Here is a 17,496-nt window from a genome sequence, read left to right on the forward strand (position 1 = left end):
CAATTGTTATTACAATTGACCACTCTAAATATTTTTAGTATTGTCTTAGACCAGCTTTTGGCTCGTATTCTTCAGGAAGAATAATTTTTGCTTTGATTAGAATTAACTTTTGTAATTTTTGAGTTGATTGACCTTTACGAGAAGTCAAAAAACTAACCAAAGGTAAGTCTGAAAGAATTGGAACACCAGACATTTGATCTACTCTTCTTGATTGTGCTAAACCACCAATTAGAAGTGTACCACCATCAGGAATGGTGACTGTTGTTCTAATTTTTGTCAATTCAATATCTGGGAATTGAATGGTAACTGCACCAGCCGCTGCGTTTCCTAGTTCTGTCTGTAATTCACGAATATCAAAGTTTACAGCTAGAGTAGGTTGCAATTCAAGTGTTACATATTTTCTATCGGCACTAACTGTAGGGCGTACGTCTAAAACCACACCCTCTTGAAATGTACCAATAATTGGGTCAGCAATTACAGCGTTTGTTGCAACTTCAACGTCAAAGTCTTGAATAAAAGATCTTTGAGTAATGATAGTTACATTACCACGTTGAGTATTGAATAGAGTTAGTAAAGGCGCATTAACTACGTTACTACGAGCTTTCTTTCTTACCGCTTTTAAGATCGCTTGAAGTTCAATATCATCTACGTAAGCTAGTTGTAGTGATAAACCACCTGTTTCGCGGAAAGTTGCTCCATCACCAAGAGTTTGGTTGAACAAGTTTTCGATTCTTTGTTTTGTTTCTACATTGTCGCCAGTAAGACCAAAGAATCCAGCAGCCGAACCAGTACCAATTACTCCGTCTTGGTCACCAGCTGTTGCATCAAAAATGAAGTCATCTAATCTACGGAATTCTGCGCCGATTGTGTCGTTAACACCTACTTCACCTGCTGCAATAACATTGTTGTTGTTTTCAGGGTTAACATCATCTTCTGCAAATTCACCTAAACCAGAAACAGCTACAGCACCTAGACCACGCCAATCAACACCAACATCTTCAAGGAAGTCATCAGTAACATCAATAAAGCGAGCTTCAACAGTTACTAGAATACCAGTTGATGTACGAAGATCTTCTAAAAGGTTTCTGATTTTCTTATGTACAGGTTTAGATTGACGAATAATTAGAGTTCCACCTCTTGCATCAATAGAACGATCGTTTTCGTCCCAAGATTTTTTGTCGATGTTGCTCTTTATTAAGTCAGTAAGTTGTTCTTCTGTAATGGCTGACTCTGGAGCTTCGTCGTTTTCTTGTAACTGTACACCAACACTTTGTTCGTTAGGATTGATTTCTGCTAAATCAAGTTCTGGTCCAGCGAAATCTGTCAATTTTCCAGTTAAATCGCGTACATCGTACAAATCAAGAACAGCTTTTTCTGTTGCATCAGTCTTTGTAGAGATGATAACAACACCATTGTTAACTCGGTAAGTTAAATCGTTGTTTGCCAAAATTAAGTTTAATATAGATGATAATTTTAGTTCTTTTACAGTAATTTCAACTTTCAACGCTTCTTCTTCTGGAAATTCAGTAAAGACAGAAGGTGCAATGATTATGTTTAGGCCTGTTGTTGTTCTTAAGAAATCAATTACTTCTGGCAAAGGAGCTTCTGTAAAGTTCATAGTGATCGCTCTGTTTTCCAGAACTTCTTTTACTGCTCTTGTATCTGGATCATCTTGATCTAACGAACTTTGATTGTCTTTGCTTCCTCTTTTTTCAATTTCTTTCCACGTTTCATAACTTGGGTATACAAGAATGTCTGTGGATGGAATACTTGCTTCGTCTACTTGTTCAAAAATCGTTTTCCATTCTTCTGAATAACGATCTCTGTTGAGTCCAGCAATATACTCATGTCTTGTTTCGCGTACTACGCGACGTAGACTTTGTGCTTCTTTGTTTTCTGGCTCAATTGCCATGATTTGATTACAGATATTTTCTGCAATATCATATTTTTCTCTTTGGAAAGCAGCATTTGCTTGACGAAAAAGGTAACCTAGTTTTTCTTGTTGAGTACGCAAACGACTTTCTTCTTCTTGTACAGCTTGCTTTTCAGCAACAGCCATTCTTTCAATTCGTTCTTCTTCTTCCTTTTTTTCTCTTTCTTCGTCAGCGCGTTGTACTAAATAGTCTATTTGACGCGCTTTACCTTTGGTATCCATAGAGTAGTAAGGCATGAATTTAAGAATTTCTTTTGCTTGTTTAAAAAGAGGAATCGCTTTGCCGTATTCTCCGTCATTAAAAAGACGCTTACCTTGAATAATTTTGTTATCAATTTCTAAGCGTGCTTGCTCTATTTTTACATTTGCAACAGACTCGGCTTCTTCCAATTGTTGTTCAATTTCATCTGGGCGATAACCTAGTCTTTTTCCATACATATGTTTTAAAGTAAGAGCTTCTCTGTGCTCAGGATCTTGGTTAAGAGCTTCTATTACAAATTGGTAAGCATCTGCATACTTTCCTTCGTTTGCGTAATTTTTTGCACTGTTTAAAAAGCTCTTTACAATAAAGCCTCTTTTTTGATTGATAAGTTTTTCTCTTTCTAGAGTAGCTTTAAAATTTTCTGTAGCTTCTTGCGAAAGAGTACCATCTATCTCTTGAGGTTCTGTATTTGCATTGTCGTTTTCTACTACATCTTGAGGTTGCTGGTCATTTTCGGCAACTTGAGTAGTTTCTGACGGCTGTTCTTGGTGTTGTTCTTTTGTTATATCTTGTTTATTCTCTTCGGCTTGAGGTTGTTTATTTTGAGTGGTTGAGCAGCCGACAATGAATAACAAGCATACAAAAGTAACAATACTGTATATCCAACGATTACTATTGCTTTTCATTCTATTTACCGTTCCTAAAAATGTAGAACAACGAAAATTGCAATCCACAATGAGGTATTTGTGGAACTAATTAATATTGACGTAAAACTTTTTTTATTAGAGTGTCACTTATTGTTAAATTTCAGTATTAATTTAGTATGCCAAATGTTTCGAATTAACATTGATGTTGTGTTACAACACCTAAAATTCTAACTCAGATACTTTAACATACACAGTTCGCTAGCAGTAAGCAAGCAATTGAAACTCATTTTATATGGATTGCGGCTTTCGTTAGAACTTATACTAAAACGGCTGCTAAATAGTAGTGCAACCGATTACCAATAGAGATTTAAAGAAAACCTTTTATTTTTTTAGTGTCTCGAATATGTTGACATTTGTCTTTAGAGCAAATGTTCTTTAATTACTTTGCCACTGACTAAATGTCCACATACCTTTGCCAAAAATATTTACATTTCGAAATTTTACTGTGAAAAATAATTAAGTTACTTTACTTTTACAAAATGAATAAAATTTTATTACTTAGTTTTCTACGTAATTCAATATTTTGCATCCAATTTTTACTGTTACAGGAATAGCAGAGATTCCTTTTTTTTGTAACGCTTCTTCTAAAGCTTGTTCTTTTGTTTGGCCAATTTTTATGAACACCGAAATATCCTCAGGAGTATAACTCTCATTTCTTGCCATATCTACTTGAGTTATTTCTGTTAACATTTCTTGCGATTGAAGTATTTTTTGTATAAGCAAAGGAATGTTTTCAAAATTCATGTTTGCAATGATTTCTACTTTGTACTCTTCAAAAGCAGAATTTTCTCTCTCTTCTTGTTTTCTCACTAGGAGCTGTTTTAGAGATGATACTTTGCTTGTTTCCATTAAGTCGAGTGTATTTTTTATTATCCAGAATTTTTTCTGAGCTTCTGCTTGAGTTGTTGTACTTACAATACTTCTCGATCCATCAAATCTTAGAATCCCACGAACTTGTTTTTCTTTATCGCTTACACCATCGAAAAAATCGTCTTCTTTTTGTTGGCCTATGCGCATACCTTCGTTTTCACCTGCATATTTCTTTATGATATCAGAAACTTCTTTTTCATAAACAGCTTGGAAATATGCCAGTGATACTTTTGCACCATTTTGTTGTTCTTTTGCCTTTACCTCTTCAAATGGCTTTTTGAGTGATTGGCTTTTACTTTTAAATATGCCGTATATTTTTTCTTTTGCTTTAGTTAGTTGTTCTTTTTTTTGCGTATGATACTTTATTAGTCTTTCACTTGGGATTACAATTTCTTTTTTACCTTTTTTGTTTTTGCCTTTTGAGCGCTTACCTTTAAGGTATTTATCTAAATGTTTTTGATCTGTACTTAGCTTTTTTTTGAGTATTTCAATACCTTGTCGACTGTCTGTATAAACAGGACTGACTATAAACATATAAAGTACAATGTAGACAACAATAATTCCTGCGATTGCTACCGCAAACTGATTGTTTTTTAGTTGCTCCATCTTATTCTCCCAAATTTAATATCCATTTTATCGTTACTTTAAAGTGATCTTTTTTGTCTTGACCACCAACGTTGGGAAAAACACCTGCAACAAAGCCCCAGCTACCTTCGAGAATATCTATACTTCCGAATTTTTCTCCGTAAGTTGTTATACATTTTTTTCTTAAAGGATTCACTAAGTAGTTACTTAAATAATCGTTGTTACCTAGAGGGTTTTCTGCCACAGTTTTAAAAACGACTGTAAATTGAGTTAGTAAGTGTTTTTTGATGGTTTTTTCTGTTATAGTTTTTCGTTTATTTTTTGGGTCTTGAATTGTTTTTGACTCTTCTGTTTGTTTTTTGTCAATGCTACTTTTTACAATCCAAAATTTTGGTTTATCTTCGTTTTTTATTTTTTCCGAAGTCTCTAGATATTGTTCGTTTAGTAGATTGATTACAGTAAGCCATACATCGCGGCCTTGGCCATAGTGGCTTATTTTTTTGATATCTTTTTCAATATTTCCATAGTTGTTCACTGCTTTTAAACGTTTTTGTAAATCTTTTACGTCATCAACTATAGGACTAATGGTTTTTGATAACCTTAACATTTTTTGTTGTAATTGTGTTGCTTGGTTGTACTCTAAAATAGGAGCAATGCAAAGCAGGGCAGTTGCTGCAATAAGAAAAGGTTTTATTTTTTTCCACTTATGTAGCATGGATATTTCTGATGGAATAAGCTTTATGTCGTTTTTTGCTTTACCTAAACCTTGAATTGCAAGACCAAGCGCGACTGCAAAAGTTGCTATGTTGCTTTGAAACTGATTTACATTGATTTTTGGAGACACATGAATATTTTTTACTTGTGACAATACCTCTATATTATATTGCATATTTTGTGTAAAAAATTGTTCAAAGCCGTTTAGTTTTGTGGCATTACCTACAAATAACATCTTTTCAAATTTAATGTTTTTTGACATAGAAGATTTGTAATAACCAACAGAACGATGCACTTCACCAACTAAATCTTTAAGTACTGGTTTCATTACCTCAAAAATTCTTTGAGATTGTTTGGTTTTTCCAGATTTTATTTTTAGCTTTTCTGCTTCAGTATAAGGTATTTTAAATCGTTTTTGTAATGCTTTTGTTATGTCATCACCTGCATAAGGAACAGCTCTAAGCCAAAGTTTATCTAAATCTACGATAACTAAATCCGTATGCTCAGCACCAATATCAATTGCAACACCAGCTTCCATTTCTGGTCGTTCATAACGCACAAAGTTATAAAGTGCAAGTGGTGCGATTTGAATCCCTTGTACTGAGAGTTGTGCCGCCGCTAAGTTACTTAAAAAGTTATTAATTAACTCTTTACGAACAGCAAAAAGCATCACTTCTCGTTCTTCAACATTTTTGTTATCGGCTTTACCAATTAATTGGTAATCCCATATAACGTCCTCTATCGGAAAAGGAATTTGTTGTTGTGCTTCATATGTCACAACTTCTTTGATTCTCTTTGCTTCAACTGGTGGGATGGTGATTAAACGGTTAAATGTAGCTTGCCCTGGAATAGATGCAAAAATACTATCACTACTTTTAATTTTATTGCGAGCTTGAAATTCACTCAATGCCTGACGAATTTGTTCTTCTCGATCCACATCCTCCGACTCAGATAAAGCCTGTTCATACTCAATTATATCTATAGCAATGACTTCTAGCTGGTTTTTAGCCTTACGCATCTTGATGGCTTTTACACCAGATTTTCCTATGTCAATGCCCCATACTTCATTGCTCGCCATTTGTTTTTCCTCAAATTAATCTACTTTGGTAGACCATTATCTGTTAGAGACTTAACAAAATTCTAGTTTAGAATTTTATGATAAATTTGTCAACAAAATTAGAAATATCCTGGGATATTTCACTGTATTTTGGGTATATTTCTTTACTTTTGCAACAAATTAATAGTTGTCTCGCACTTTTTTCATGTTTGAAAATAAATAATTAATTTTTTGTTGAACAAGTTTGTTGTCTGATTTGTTATCTGGAACTGGATAGGTTATGCGAATGGCGTATGTTAGAGTTCCGTAACGAAAAAAGCTTAGTAACACCGCATATTTTTTTCTGTTGTTAGTACCTACGCCAAACTGTTGAGTAAATACTTCAGAGCCGTAGCGTGTTCGACGAATTCTTTCAAATCTCAAGCCTTGGTAAAGATTAAACGATTCTCCGCGAAAAGCAGTCAGTAAATTTTTGATTTCACTGCCTTGGGCAGCACTTCCATCTGAAAAGGTATACAGAATCTCAGGGCTGAATCCTTGAATACGCAAAACAATGTTACTTTCGGCATCGGCAAGAGTGTCCCTTAAACCATTTTGACGAGTATTAACTGTAGGATTATTTTCGTTTGAAACTACTTGCGCACCGCGTCCCGAGCCAGAAAGAGACCATTTGCCACTAGGAGGTGTATATATTCTAATTTCGCGAAAGCTCAGAGCTATTTGCTCACTGTAAACAGGTTTGTCTCTTTTTTCTTGTTTTTCTTGGGCAGTTTGTCGGTTTTTCTTTTCTTCTTTTTCCTGTCTTTTAAGTGCTTTGAGTTCTTCTTTTGTCACTACATTGTCTTTATGTAAAACAAGACCTTTGGTTTTTAAATCTTTTTTGGTAAGCCAATCACCTTGATAAAGATATAAGCCTCTATCGCGAAGCGACTTTGCATTAACAAATTTTCCCTTGAATTTGTAATAACCGAGTTGCTCTGCATTTTCTTCTTTTGCCCAAGTGGAACCTAAACGAATATAACCTAAAGATTTTCTTGCCACAGTGTTATTTGGTTCAATACTAATTACTTGGCGGTATACATCTTCCGCACGCCCAGGCATTTCTTTTTCTTCACACCACTTAGCTAAAGACATTAATTGTGTAACATTTCCAGAACGTTTCGCTCTTTCAAAACCAATACGATATTTTTCGTCTTCCGATAGATTTAAATCATCATCCGATTTATTTTTTGGGTTTTTCTGGGCAAGTTGTTGTGCTGGTAGACCTCTAATTCCTTCTTGTTGAGGATTTTCTTTTTCTACCTTATTATTTGCCACTTCTTGATTCTTGTCTTGTTCTGTGTTATCTATTTTATCCTGATTTGTAGGCTGTTTCTTTTTTGTTTCTTTGTTTTTTGGGTTGTCTTTGTCATTTTGTTTAGTTTTATTTGGTTGGTAAGAATTTTTTTTATTACCATTATTATCATTGTATGCAAATTCTTCCTGGTAATTGTCTGTTCGTTCATTACCAGAGTCGATGAAAATAATACCAATAAGTACTAAAAATAGAAAGACGCCTACAAAACTTAAAACTCCAATGACGCTGTTGTCCTTTGCTATAGGACGTCCTTCGCGAGGAACACGATGCCTCGGTGGAACTCTTCTTTTACGAACTGTCTTTCGACTCATGCTTGAACTCCTAAGTGTTTTTACATGGTAGTTTGTTGCCAGAAATATAAATGAGCAGTACGGATATATCAGCAGGTGTCACTCCTGATATTCGCGATGCTTGACCAATTGAACTTGGAGTGTGTTTTGCCAGTTTTTCTTGAGCTTCTCTCGACAGAGTTGGTATAGCAAAGTAGTCAATATCTGTAGATAAATGGGCATTTTCCATTTTTTGGAATTTATTGATTTGTATCTCTTGGCGTTCAATATACCCTTCGTATTTCACTTCTATTTCTACTTGTTGAAGTACTTGTGGAGCATTTAGCCACTCTTGTAGTTCATTTTTCTCATGACACATATCATGAATATTTATTTCTGGACGGCGCAAAACTTTTTTTAGTGGTTTATTTTCATGTCTTAAGCCTGCAACGGTTTTGTGTAGTTGTGATATTTGTTCTTCGTATGCCATTAATTCTTGGTATTGATGATTCGTTATTAATCCTATTTCGCGGCCAACAGGCATTAATCGTCTATTTGCGTTGTCTTGGCGCAAAATAAGGCGATACTCTGCTCTAGAGGTAAACATTCTATAAGGCTCTTTTGTGCCTCTTGTGACCAAATCGTCTATGAGGACGCCTATATACGCTTGGTCACGCATTAGAATAATAGGGTCTTTTCCTGCCACTTTTCGCGCAGCGTTAATTCCAGCCATAAGACCTTGAGCTGCTGCTTCTTCGTAGCCTGTGGTTCCGTTAATTTGTCCTGCTAAAAACAGGCCTTCTATTTTTTTTGTTTCTAAACTAGGAAATATTTGTGTTGGATTCACAAAATCATATTCAACAGCATAACCAAAACGCATAATTTCTGCTTGTTCTAGACCAGCAATGCTACGAACATACTGCATCTGTACATCGGGCGGCAAAGATGTTGATATTCCATTGCAGTAAACTTCAGAAGTATGCATTCCTTCTGGTTCTAAGAACACTTGGTGTCTTTCGCGCCCAGCAAAACGCACTATTTTGTCTTCGATTGAAGGACAATATCTTGGACCAACACTTTGTATTGCCCCCGAGTATATAGGAGATCGGTCAAGTGCATTGTGTATAATTTCATGTGTGTTGGGATTTGTCCAAGTTATATAGCATGGAACTTGTTTAAATTGTCTTTCTTTTGTACTAAACGAAAAGAAATGAGGATTTTCATCTGGCAATTGAACTTCGCATACATCATAGTTAATAGTATGTGTGTTGACTCGCGGTGGAGTACCTGTTTTTAGCCTCCCAATTTCAAATCCAAAGTCTTTTAAACTATTACTACAACCACCAGTACCTGGTTCAGAAGCACGACCACCGCTATAATTATTTAGCCCCATATGAATTTTCCCATTGAGGAAAGTACCTGTTGTAAGGATAACGACAGAACTGTAGTAACATGTTCCCGTTAAAGACTTTAAACCTTTAATCTGGTCATTTTTAACTAAGATTCCCTCAATGCGATCTTGGCGCACTGTTAAATTTGGTGTACTTTCTACTACTTGTTTCATGTATCTTTGATATGCTTGTTTGTCTGCTTGAGCTCGTGGGCCGTGAACTGCAGGCCCTCTACTTTGACCAAGCATTTTGAAGTGAATCCCTGTGGCATCTATTGCTTTACCCATTTCTCCACCAAGCGCGTCTATTTCACGCACGAGATGTCCCTTTCCTAGACCACCAACAGCAGGATTACAAGACATTTGTGCTATGCGATCTATGTCCATGGTAACAAGCAGGGTTTTAGCCCCTATTCTTGCAGATGACAGTGCTGCTTCACATCCAGCGTGTCCAGCTCCAACAACAATAATATCATAATGTTCTTCTAGCATGTGCTTACCTTTTGATTTTTCGATGTATGTATTTGATTGTGGTCTATGGCAATGAAAGTGTTGGTCTACAAATATTTAGAAATGGAGATGTAGATACAAAGACCAACGGATATATGTATTTTGTAGAAGCGTTTTGCGGCGTACCTCTTTGAGAGATTAGCGTAGACTTAACCCTGTATTTTTTCTAACACGAATCTTGTATATATAGTAGAAAAAAACAACAATTTTATTCCCAATTTTATTTGCCACCACTTTTAACTGACTACTAAAACATAAATACATATTATGTTTTTTGAAAGTCCGAAAGTCTTTCTATTATAAAATAACTTAGTGTTTAGATGCAAATTATTTTTTGTGTAAAGAATTATAAGACTGTGAGCGGAGTGGTGGGAGGAACAGGGTTATTTTTTAACGTTGATGAGAATATCGAAAACCAAGTTTCACACTGTTGTCTAAATTTAGAATATCGTTTATGTTTACACTTAGAGCCTGTTACAAAAAATTTGAAAAAAGAGGATTTCATGCAGTACAGCCAAGGTCATTTTGCAAAAGCATATAACAAAAAGTATAAAAAAACAGGGCATTTTTGGACAGGTAGATACCATTCAACTATTATAGAATCAGAAGAACATTACATGAACTGTCTTTTTTACATCGAACTAAATATGACGCGCAATGGTGTAACTAAACATCCTAAAGAGTGGCGATACTCTAGCTACGGACAGCATGCTTATGGAAAAGGTATTTTTAAAATAGATTACCACGATCAATATTTACAGTTAGGCTCTTCACCAAAGCAAAGGCAAAAAAAATACCGCCAAATAATGCAATCAGCAATGGAAGAAAAAGGCTTACTGAAAAAACAACAGCCACTCACTTATGGTATTATATACGGCTCAAAGCAATTTGTACAAAATATTATTCAGAAACATGCCAATCATAAATACTATGAAAAACGCAAAAATTACAAAACGCAAGAAAAAGAAATATACACTCTGAGAAAAACAAATATCGATACTAGTTAGTAAGTTATTCTACTGTAATCCCAGAGCAAAATGATTGTGAACATCGACAATGCTCAAAGTCTGTCAATAACTCCTTAATGTTACATCCTCTGCACACAATTTCCTCATAATTGAATTTTTATTCAACTACTATTTTCGCTACTATTCTCTTTTTCTTAAATTCCATTGATTATTCATCCACAAAATCTTTATTTGTATATATAAGTTTGTCTCCGTGAAAAAGGTCTGACACCCTTATTCTTAAGATTTAAAACCTAAATCCAGTTTAAATTCAATACTTGATATTTAGATTTTAAATTCCATTGATTATTCATCCACAAAATCTTTATTTGTATATATAAGTTTGTCTCCGTGAAAAAGGTCTGACACCCTTATTTTTAAGATTTAAAACCTAAATCCAGTTTAAATTCAATACTTGATATTTAGATTTTTATAACGATAGGAATCGACTACAACCAAAGTCTGCCTTCATTTCTCAAGTGAGAAAAACACTTCACGCTTACTTGCTTTAATTGCAATTTTTTCCGTACAACAGTCTTTTATTTCAAATACTTTTTTTATCACAAGTCCAAAATTTCACCTATATCGAAATGTCATTGCTTTTTAGACCGTAATGGGTCTGTCACTGAATAGTATTCTAAATATTATTCAAGAACATGCTAAACATAAATACTATGAAAAACGAAAAATTACAAGACGCAAGAAAACGAAATATATACTCTAAGAAAAACAAATATTGATACTAGTTAGTAAGTTATTCTAATCCCAGAGCAAAATGATTGTGAACATCGACAATGCTCAAAGTCTGTCAATAACTCCTTAATGTTACATCTTCTGCACACAATTTCCTCATAATTGAATTTTTATTCAACTACTCTTTTCGCTACTATTCTCTTTTTCTTAAATTCCATTGATTATTCATCCACAAAATCTTTATTTGTATATATAAGTTTGTCTCCGTGAAAAAGGTCTGACACCCTTATTTTTAAAGTTCTGACACCCTTATTTTTAAAGTTCTGACATCCTTATTAGCACCCTTATTATTATAGAGTTTCTCTCTCTTAACTGAATGGCATTCATCGCTGGCACCCTTATAAAAAAATTAGAATTGGATGCAGCAGTTTGGCAAATAAGATCTTATTTGCTTTTTCTCTTCACCAAACATAAAATTAAGGGATAGATATAAACGTTTTAAAGAAATTAACTCACTAATTTCTTTCGGTAAGGTAGTTAATTTATTTCCTTGAAGATCCAAGTACTCCAGACGTTTCAATTTAGAAATTCCTTTTGATATACTATCTATTTGGTTTCCTCTCAATACAAGATGTGTTAAGTTTCTAAATTGATAAATATCTTCAGGTAAAGTTGTTAGCCCTACAAAAGGAATCATTAAACGTTGTAGTGAATGCATTTTCGATATTTCTTGAAAAAATCTGCCTGTGTAGGCAAACTCAACCAAATTAGAAATCTTTAATATTTGAGAAGGAAATTCATCGAGTTCACATTCAACTTGTAAATTCGTTACAGGAATTTTATGTATGTTTTTTAAAATACTTTTATTAGGGTAGGATACAATCAGATTAAACTCATCAGAAGAACAGTTTTCAAACCGACATCCTGATAAATTTGAGAAAACACTTATATATTCAAACTTACAATTATAAAAAAAAGAATTCTCAATAGAAGAAAATTCTTTTACATCAAAACAACAAGAAAAATATTTAGTGTTGCATTGAATAATGTTCAATGTTTTATTTTTTATGATTTGCATTTTGATCTCCAAATATTAAAAAGTGAGAATCTATGTTCTTTATAACTTTTTCCATTTAAATAATGACATTCCAGTCTGACACGTGCCAGACTCTCCCTGAAGTTGCTTTCCTTGGGTTAGATCATTCTTTAATGCCGTTTTGGGTTGTTTTTGCTTCCAGCAGCGCTCTCGTTGAAACCAAAGCTTTTTTAAAATACATCCAGTATCAAAAGGATCGCCAAGAGACAATGAAGATCACTGAATCTCCATGATTTTCGTGTGACTATCACATTGGATTTGATAACTAGCAAAAAAGGAAAATTCTATCTCCCAAAATTTGTAAACAAGCATGTGGTAACAGACCAAGAAGAAAAGGTGTTGTTAAAGAAATGTTAAGAGTTTAAAAACAGACTTCTTACTGATCCTGTTGATACACAGGGGTAAATTATCAACTACTTGTTTGGTGGTGTTTAGCGGCCAAACTAAACACCAAACAAGAGAGATTCATCTGAAATATTTTGTCTTTCTTTTTGTTGAACTAAGGGCATTTGAACAGAAACTAGCGGTTTTGAATTTTTGGTTGCAAGCTGAACCAAAAAATATCGTTTGTGTCTCAGGATAAAAATAACCGTTTTTGTCTCGTGTGCCAATTTAAAACTAATTTGTACATAACAACTGATTATGTTGGGTAAAAGATGTACCATTTTGTCCATATGGATTTTGGCAAAAGGATTGTCAATATGGATTTTGGCAAAAGGATAAGGTTCCTATTTCGTTGCGCTATCTAACCGCTATAGGAATTATAGTTAAGGGCATATCCACCTATTGAAATAAGAAATAAATTATTAGAAATCTTACATATAGAAACAATATTTTCTGTTTATATAAAATTCTTATTTCAATAGGCTTGGGACGAATCCACATTCAAGATTTGTTTGTACAACAAACCAATGGCTTACTCATAAAACAAATGAATGTTAGTTATAGCCAAAAATATTTGCACCTTCACCTCGTCCGCCAGTGAATATTAGTGGATTATCTGGAATTGTCGGAATTGTTGGAATTATAACTGGTGGTGTCGGATTTGGTGTTGTGTTGATAGGAGGTTCTAAAAAAGGTCCTTCTTCGACTCCTGTTGGTTCAGGAGGCTGGTTTTGTAAATCAATTTGTTCTTGAATAGATTGTAATTGTTGTTCTAAACTAGAAACTTCAGTTTCCAGTTGATCGCGTTGAATTTTTAATTTCTTCAACGTTGACCAATAATCTGGATGCGCCTTATCAGAAAACTGACCTAGATCACTAAGCGCTTCCTAAATTAGATTTATCGAACGTGTTAGACGATTATGACATCTCTTTTTATACGATTTTTAGTTAGATGGAATTGAATAAATTCAAATTCTCTAAACTCGAAAACCACAAGCATAAAAAGATCCAAGTCTCTGGCCAGAGACTTGGATCTTTTGGTTCCATTCTGATTCGAATTGGAAGACTATTTTAGATAATCGTATATTTTTTTGGCCACTATTTGTGGATGGGAAACTGCGTTAACGTTTTGGTCGCAATCACAGTATAAAGAGTAGCGTTCGTTGTAGATAGACTGCAATTGCTTTTTGGATTTTGCCAAAGGACGTGTGTAGGATTTTGTTAGCCTGTCGTATAAAGTGTCAATGTCTACTTTTAAAAATACTCGGTAACCATTTCGAGACATGATTTTGCGGTTTTTAGAGCTCAAGATACAGCCTCCGCCAGTAGCAATTACTGACGAGTTGTTACTACTCATTTTTGCCAAGATACTTTCTTCGAGAAGCCGAAAGTAATTTTCTCCGTGAATTTGGAATATTTTTGTTATTTGCATATTTGCGTCTTTTTCAATTTCGACGTCTAGGTCGATAAAACGCAATTTCAAAAGACGAGCAAGGTATTTTCCTACAGTACTTTTTCCTGCTCCCATCATTCCAATAAGGTAGATATTTTTATCGAATGACATTTTTGAGGACATTTCGTATTATTTGTGGTGGTGGAGAAATACCTGTCCACTGTTCAAAAGCATAAATAGCTTGATAAATGAGCATTCCTAAGCCATCAACAACTGTAGCATTTTTAGTACTAGCTATTTGTAAGAGTTTTGTTTGTAGAGGTTTATAGACTAGGTCAAATACAGTATGCTCTTTATGTATCCACTCATCGGGAATAGGGGAAATATTGATGTTAGGAAACATTCCTACGGAAGTCGCATTGATAATAATATCCGCAGAAGTAACTAATTTCTTTGTTTTCTCTCCATCAAAAAAGCAACCTGTAGCTTCAAATAAAGAAACCATCTCTTGTATTTTTAATTTGTTGCGGCCTACAATAATAATATCTTTAGTATGAGAAGTAATAGCAGCTGTTACTGCTTTTGCTGCACCTCCTGTACCAAGCACTACTATTTTACGGTTTGTTAAGTTGATATTTTTCTCTTTAAGCGCAGCCACCGCTCCTTGCCCGTCTGTCGAACTTCCATGTAGTTTATTATTTTTCATAAATAGTGTATTTACTGCCCCACACTTTTTCGCTACTGGACAAAGCTCATCTACATATTTTATCACTTCGCACTTGTAAGGTATTGTTACATTTGCTCCGCTGATTTTGCCACTACGGATGTCATTTATTTTTAATGGGAGTTTTTCTAGGACGGTGTCGCTGAGAGTATATTTGCAATTAAGTTTATTGTGTTTGAATGCTGTATTATGTATTGTTGGAGATAATGATTTTGCGACAGGATGTCCTATTAGTGTGTACTCTTTCATTTCTTACGCTTTTTCTTTTTGAGCTTTTTCTTTATTTCTTTTTTAGCCATAACATCTGCAAAAAAATCTTTTTCGTGTAAATAAGATAATAAAATTAAAATAAGTGGTGGAAATACAATAAGAGAAAACCACTCTAGTTTAGAAAATAACATTGCGATTATCATTATATTCCTTTGTCAGTACATGTATCATTAATAATTTGTAAAATTTCACAACCATATTTTTCTAGTTTTGCTTTTCCAATACCAGATACTTGTCCTACTTCTTCAAGTGTCTGTGGTTTGGATTTTGCCAGTTCTTCTAAAGTTGTGTTATGTAGCACAACAAAAGCAGGCTTGTTGATTTCTTGAGAGATTCGCCTACGCATTTCTGAAAGTTTTTTGTACAAATGTAAGGTATCTTTATGGGTTGCAACTTCAGTTTTCGATTCGAGTGTGGTATTTTTGCCTTTACTGAAGTTGCGTAAAGTATCTAATTTTGTTGAGCGTTTTGTTGTTTTTTTGGTGATTTGTAACAGGCTATCTTGTGGAAAATAACACTTTTCTTCTCCCATCATAATAGCTCTTCCACCTTCCGTAAGACTTAACAAGGGATAACGGCCATCTTTTAAACGTACTTGTATATAACCCATTTCGATCAATTTGTCCAAGAACTCACACACATAGGTTTGCGAATATTTTTTTAGCGCTCCATATGTTGGAATATCAGTAATGTTTAAAGATAAAATATCTTTTGATTTTGATCCAACTAGTAACTGAGCAATCCTTACTTTTCCTAAGCGCCCATTTAAACGAGCAACAGCACTTAAGGCTTTTTGAATATTAATGAGATCATCACCTACAACCTCGTTTAGGGTAACTTCCATATTACAATTATCGCAAGCATTGCAACTTTCTTTTGTGCTACTATCACCAAAGTAATCTAAAATCCACAATCGCCTACAACCTTTATGATAAGCGTATTTTATCATATTGTTTAGTTTTTGTTCGTCATGTTCTTTACGTTTCGCGTCATTGTTGATGATATTTTCTAGAATTTGAAAACCTTCTTTTGAAGGTGTCAATACATAGAAATCACCTGGATTTGCTTTTGCAACAAGACCTGCTCTTTCAAAAAAACCTAAAGTATAGCGTACAGTCATATGGCTGGATGCTTTGCATTGCGAAGTTATTGAGTCTATGCTTGGTACAACTTGTTCATTTTGTATAAAGCTCCACACTGTGTGTACAAATTGGATGGTAGGATGGGCTTCTTCAATAAAAAAACGTGGTATACGCGTATCAGCATAGTTAAATAATAAATAGCAAGAAGCAGGTTTACGGTCTCTACCTGCGCGACCTACCTCTTGATAGTAAGACTCCATGTCTCCAGGAATATCAAAGTGGACAACAAAACGAATATTAGATTTGTCAATCCCCATACCAAAAGCATTTGTCGCTACAATTAAATCAATTTTGTCTTCCATAAAATCATTTTGTATTGTTTCGCGAATATTGTCAGCTAGTCCAGCGTGGTATTTCTGAACATTAATTCCTAGAGCACTTAATTCATTACAAACGTATTCAACATTTTTTCTTGTACTCGCATAGACAATTCCAGCAGCGCCTTTTTCTTGGAAAATATCATAGATACTATCAATTTTGGCTTTTTTTGACGGAGAGAATGCTACAGAAAAATATAAATTATTGCGATCAAATCCTGCAACATGGTCTGCCCATGTATTTAAATCTAGTCTACTTGCTATTTCTTCGCGTACGATTTGGGTTGCTGTTGCTGTCAATGCAATGGTTTGAGGAAAGTTCAAATGCTCTCTGATGTCTTTTATTTTTAAATAGTCTGGACGAAAATCATGTCCCCATTGACTAATGCAGTGCGCTTCATCTATAGCCAGCATTGCAATATTAGTAGAGCGTAGTGCTTCCTGAAAACCTTGGTGTTGTAATCTTTCCGCAGAAACATATACAATATCGTAATGGCCTAGTTGCATTGCTTGTACTTTATTGTGTCTTTCTGTTGCGTTTAGAGAACTGTTTATATAAGTTGCTTTAATTCCAAGTTGTAGCAAACTATCTACTTGATCTTTCATTAAACTTATGAGAGGAGAAATGACAATAACTGTTCCTGGAAATATAATTGCTGGTAGTTGGTACAGCATAGATTTACCAGCACCAGTAGGCATAATAGTAACAACATCTTTTCTGCTTAGTACATCTTCCATAACGACTTTTTGCCCAGGTAAAAAATCATTATAGCCAAACTTAATTTTTAATATTTCGAGAGCTTGTGTTATCGTAAAAATTTTACTCACGTTGCTTTTCCTTGCTTAAGAAGATGTAAAAAAAATTATACAAATTTG

General features: G+C 34.4%; 12 protein-coding genes. 1 reads left to right on the top strand and 11 read right to left on the bottom strand.

Going from position 1 to position 17,496, the window contains the following annotated elements:
• Positions 1 to 34: 34 nt before the first annotated feature.
• The 5 genes from UABHE_RS15530 to mnmG all read right to left on the bottom strand — a co-directional run bounded on the left by UABHE_RS15530 (position 35) and on the right by mnmG (position 9,576).
• Entirely contained in the window at positions 35 to 2,821 is a 2,787-nt protein-coding gene (locus UABHE_RS15530) for a hypothetical protein (RefSeq protein WP_372371251.1), read from the bottom strand.
• A gap of 519 nt (positions 2,822 to 3,340) precedes the next feature.
• Complete coding sequence (locus UABHE_RS15535; protein WP_372371252.1) at positions 3,341 to 4,318, bottom strand: hypothetical protein; 978 nt, start codon at positions 4,316 to 4,318, stop codon at positions 3,341 to 3,343.
• A 1-nt stretch (position 4,319) separates the two neighbouring features.
• Positions 4,320 to 6,089 (bottom strand): type IV pilus assembly protein PilM, encoded by a 1,770-nt coding sequence (gene pilM, locus UABHE_RS15540; protein ID WP_372371253.1) that lies wholly within the window; start codon positions 6,087 to 6,089, stop codon positions 4,320 to 4,322.
• A 159-nt stretch (positions 6,090 to 6,248) separates the two neighbouring features.
• On the bottom strand, positions 6,249 to 7,736 hold the full coding sequence (locus tag UABHE_RS15545) for a hypothetical protein (RefSeq protein WP_372371254.1): 1,488 nt from the start codon (positions 7,734 to 7,736) through the stop codon (positions 6,249 to 6,251).
• A gap of 10 nt (positions 7,737 to 7,746) precedes the next feature.
• Positions 7,747 to 9,576 carry a tRNA uridine-5-carboxymethylaminomethyl(34) synthesis enzyme MnmG gene (gene mnmG, locus UABHE_RS15550; protein ID WP_372371255.1) on the bottom strand — a complete coding sequence of 610 codons (1,830 nt, stop codon included), beginning with the start codon at positions 9,574 to 9,576 and terminating at the stop codon, positions 7,747 to 7,749.
• Between the two features lie 338 nt (positions 9,577 to 9,914).
• Here mnmG and UABHE_RS15555 point away from each other — a divergent pair, with 338 nt between their 5' ends.
• On the top strand, positions 9,915 to 10,601 hold the full coding sequence (locus tag UABHE_RS15555) for a hypothetical protein (RefSeq protein ID WP_372371256.1): 687 nt from the start codon (positions 9,915 to 9,917) through the stop codon (positions 10,599 to 10,601).
• Between the two features lie 1,102 nt (positions 10,602 to 11,703).
• On the opposite strand, the gene UABHE_RS15560 is transcribed toward UABHE_RS15555, so the two are convergent.
• The 6 genes from UABHE_RS15560 to UABHE_RS15585 form a co-directional block, all read right to left on the bottom strand.
• Positions 11,704 to 12,372: a leucine-rich repeat domain-containing protein gene (locus UABHE_RS15560; protein ID WP_372371257.1), complete on the bottom strand. Its 669-nt coding sequence runs from the start codon at positions 12,370 to 12,372 to the stop codon at positions 11,704 to 11,706.
• Positions 12,373 to 13,328: 956 nt separating this feature from the next.
• Positions 13,329 to 13,601, bottom strand: a complete 273-nt coding sequence (locus UABHE_RS15565; RefSeq protein ID WP_372371258.1) for a hypothetical protein — start codon at positions 13,599 to 13,601, stop codon at positions 13,329 to 13,331.
• 239 nt (positions 13,602 to 13,840) lie between these two features.
• Positions 13,841 to 14,338, bottom strand: a complete 498-nt coding sequence (locus UABHE_RS15570) for a shikimate kinase (RefSeq protein WP_372371259.1) — start codon at positions 14,336 to 14,338, stop codon at positions 13,841 to 13,843.
• A complete protein-coding gene (gene aroE, locus UABHE_RS15575) occupies positions 14,325 to 15,140 on the bottom strand; it encodes a shikimate dehydrogenase (protein WP_372371260.1) in 816 nt (271 codons plus the stop codon). The genes UABHE_RS15570 and aroE overlap by 14 nt, the downstream gene beginning before the upstream one ends.
• Positions 15,137 to 15,304 carry a hypothetical protein gene (locus tag UABHE_RS15580; protein WP_372371261.1) on the bottom strand — a complete coding sequence of 56 codons (168 nt, stop codon included), beginning with the start codon at positions 15,302 to 15,304 and terminating at the stop codon, positions 15,137 to 15,139. The genes aroE and UABHE_RS15580 overlap by 4 nt, the downstream gene beginning before the upstream one ends.
• Positions 15,304 to 17,448, bottom strand: a complete 2,145-nt coding sequence (locus UABHE_RS15585) for a RecQ family ATP-dependent DNA helicase (RefSeq protein WP_372371262.1) — start codon at positions 17,446 to 17,448, stop codon at positions 15,304 to 15,306. The genes UABHE_RS15580 and UABHE_RS15585 overlap by 1 nt, the downstream gene beginning before the upstream one ends.
• Between the last annotated feature and the right edge of the window lie 48 nt (positions 17,449 to 17,496).

Origin of the sequence: Candidatus Uabimicrobium helgolandensis (genome assembly GCF_041508025.1) — a bacterium.
GTDB lineage: Bacteria > Planctomycetota > Uabimicrobiia > Uabimicrobiales > Uabimicrobiaceae > Uabimicrobium > Uabimicrobium helgolandensis.

What these genes read in the sequence shown, in the direction of transcription:
- UABHE_RS15530 (WP_372371251.1), bottom strand. Translation starts at nt 2,821, where the DNA reads ATGAAAAGCAATAGTAATCGTTGGATATACAGTATTGTTACTTTTGTA.
- UABHE_RS15535 (WP_372371252.1), bottom strand. Translation starts at nt 4,318, where the DNA reads ATGGAGCAACTAAAAAACAATCAGTTTGCGGTAGCAATCGCAGGAATT.
- pilM (WP_372371253.1), bottom strand. Translation starts at nt 6,089, where the DNA reads ATGGCGAGCAATGAAGTATGGGGCATTGACATAGGAAAATCTGGTGTA.
- UABHE_RS15545 (WP_372371254.1), bottom strand. Translation starts at nt 7,736, where the DNA reads ATGAGTCGAAAGACAGTTCGTAAAAGAAGAGTTCCACCGAGGCATCGT.
- mnmG (WP_372371255.1), bottom strand. Translation starts at nt 9,576, where the DNA reads ATGCTAGAAGAACATTATGATATTATTGTTGTTGGAGCTGGACACGCT.
- UABHE_RS15555 (WP_372371256.1), top strand. Translation starts at nt 9,915, where the DNA reads ATGCAAATTATTTTTTGTGTAAAGAATTATAAGACTGTGAGCGGAGTG.
- UABHE_RS15560 (WP_372371257.1), bottom strand. Translation starts at nt 12,372, where the DNA reads ATGCAAATCATAAAAAATAAAACATTGAACATTATTCAATGCAACACT.
- UABHE_RS15570 (WP_372371259.1), bottom strand. Translation starts at nt 14,338, where the DNA reads ATGTCATTCGATAAAAATATCTACCTTATTGGAATGATGGGAGCAGGA.
- aroE (WP_372371260.1), bottom strand. Translation starts at nt 15,140, where the DNA reads ATGAAAGAGTACACACTAATAGGACATCCTGTCGCAAAATCATTATCT.
- UABHE_RS15580 (WP_372371261.1), bottom strand. Translation starts at nt 15,304, where the DNA reads ATGATAATCGCAATGTTATTTTCTAAACTAGAGTGGTTTTCTCTTATT.